This is a genomic window from Candidatus Aquicultor sp., assembly GCF_054640775.1.
The window spans coordinates 1-2,181 of the sequence record NZ_JBTSLF010000116.1 but is presented as its reverse complement, the minus strand read 5'-3'; the positions used below and the strand labels follow the sequence as shown (position 1 = coordinate 2,181).

Sequence of the window (2,181 nt, the reverse complement as noted above, 5' to 3'; positions counted from 1 at the left end):
AACAAGGCAAGAGAAGTAGCGCTTCCGAAGGCGCGGCAGGTAATCCGTTCCTGTAGCGTCGCGATACGCGCGGTGCATCGTGAGAAGTACGACGAGGCGATAAAGCACCTGGATGAGGCTAAGGCCCACCTGGTCGAGGCCCAGAATGCGCTGAAGGACTATCCCCAGATTTACTTTGCGGGGTTTTTGCAGGATGCAGAGAAGGAATATAGCGAGGGCAGGGCGACCTTTGCGCTGGTTACCGGCGCCCCTCTGCCCGAGCCGGATGAGCTGGGGATAGGATATCCGCCGTATTTGTCCGGGCTCGGCGAGGCGATGGGCGAGCTGAGGCGACATATCTTAGATATCATCCGCCGGGGAAAGCTCACCGAGGGCGAGCGGTTTTTAACCATCATGGACGATGTCTATTATTTCTTGATCTCGTTCGATTATCCGGATGCGCTTACCCCAGGCCTTCGAAGGATTACCGACCTGGCCCGCTCCGTCATGGAGAAAACAAGGGGAGACCTTACGACGGCCATGCGCCAACATGATTTAAGAAACGCTATGGACCGCCTGGAAGAAAAACTCAGCGCACAGCAATAAAAAGCATACGACAAGCTGTAAGAATTAAAGGAAGTAGTACGTTGAAGTATAAAGCAGTATTTTTTGATGCGGGGAATACGCTGTTGCGCCCGTTTCCCTCGGTAGAGCACGTCTGTACCGAGGTATTCAGCCGCAACGGCTTCGAGATCGATCGGGAGGCGTTGCGAGAAGCGATTCTCGTAGGAGACCGGTACTACGAGGAGCGTTATTGGGAGGACGACACCTTCTGGCAATCCGAAGAGAAAGCCGCCGCCCTCTGGATCGATCTTTATACGCTTGTCGCACGAGAGGTAGGAATCAACGGTGACGGGCGCCGCCTGGCGAAGGAGATTTACGATGAATTCGGGTTTCACTATCGCTGGGAACTCTTTCCCGACGCCCTTGCAACCATCACGGGGCTTAAAGATGCGGGCTTAAAAATCGGCCTTGTCTCTAACTGGGACAGCAGGTTGTCTGACTTGTGCGCCGGCATCGGTCTCACGAGCTACCTCGACTTTATCATGTGCTCCGCGACGGTCGGCAGGATGAAACCCCAGCCCGAAATATTCGAAATGGCCCTTGCCCGCGCCGGCGTACGACCGCACGAGACCATGCACGTCGGCGATCACTACTATGCCGATATCCTGGGCGCCCGCAGCGTCGGAATCACGCCCGTGCTCATCCACCGCTCGGAACATCTCTTGAAAGCCGATTGCGAAACCATCGACGACCTACGGCTTGTCCTTGATATGGTCATATAAGGTCTATATACGGTCAGATAAGCGATTGTCATCCCTTTGCCTGCCAACGTTTAGGCGTGCCCGTAATCGGGTAGCACAGATGTAGGGAAGGAGGAGTGGATATGAGCGATGGTATTACTGATATTATCAGAAGAACCCTACTAGTCGGTATTGGGGCTGCCTCTTTAACCGCTGATAGAGCGCAGGAGCTGGTAAACGATTTGGTGGAGCGCGGCGAGATAACCCGCGACCAGGCTAAGACGATGGTACGAGATCTCATGAGCCGGGGCACCGAGGCGCGTAATCAGCTGCGGGATATGATCAAGGCCGAAGTTAGAAAGGCCATCGATGAAGCGGATATTCCCACCAAAACAGATATAAGAAGGCTTGAGCATAAAATCGACCGCCTGGCTCTTTTGGAAGAGGAAGAGCAACTGCCCGTTGATATCGAGGAAGAAGGCGAAGGACCCCTATAAAACAGAGTAATTTTCAAACCCCGTGGCGTGCGCTTACGCCACTTTATTTTAATTGAAATCAGCTTAAGGAATCAATCGGTGTTAACCGAAGACTATAGGGAGGTGTTCTGCCATGAGCGCGGAGCATGATTTATCTGAAAGCTGGAAATACATACCGATGCTCCAGCGGCAGGTGTCGCTCAAGGGTACAACCCTCGAAGAGCAAGCGCAATGGCTAGACGCGCAAGTAAGTGAATTGATAGGCGGAAATCGCAATGGATGGGAAGAATCGGAAAAAATACAAGCGCTGGCAAAATTTTCCCTCCTTTCAGAGATATATTCTCTCGTCAACTTTGATAAAATGATAGAAGTAAGGGAGAAGTTCCAGGAGCTTTTCCCGGAGCACTTTGAGAAATACTTGA

At 52.5% G+C, this 2,181-nt stretch carries 4 protein-coding genes; all 4 read left to right on the top strand.

Annotated elements, in window-relative coordinates; translation table 11 throughout:
* Positions 1–585: haloacid dehalogenase (locus tag ACYC56_RS09895; RefSeq protein ID WP_461374017.1), on the top strand; the 585-nt coding region annotated here is incomplete at its 5' end.
* 41 nt (positions 586–626) lie between these two features.
* Positions 627–1,325 carry an HAD family hydrolase gene (locus tag ACYC56_RS09890; protein WP_461374016.1) on the top strand — a complete coding sequence of 233 codons (699 nt, stop codon included), beginning with the start codon at positions 627–629 and terminating at the stop codon, positions 1,323–1,325.
* 101 nt (positions 1,326–1,426) lie between these two features.
* Positions 1,427–1,780, top strand: a complete 354-nt coding sequence (locus tag ACYC56_RS09885) for a phasin family protein (protein ID WP_461374015.1) — start codon at positions 1,427–1,429, stop codon at positions 1,778–1,780.
* Positions 1,781–1,892: 112 nt separating this feature from the next.
* The coding region (locus tag ACYC56_RS09880) for a hypothetical protein (protein ID WP_461374014.1) at positions 1,893–2,181 on the top strand (289 nt) is incomplete at its 3' end.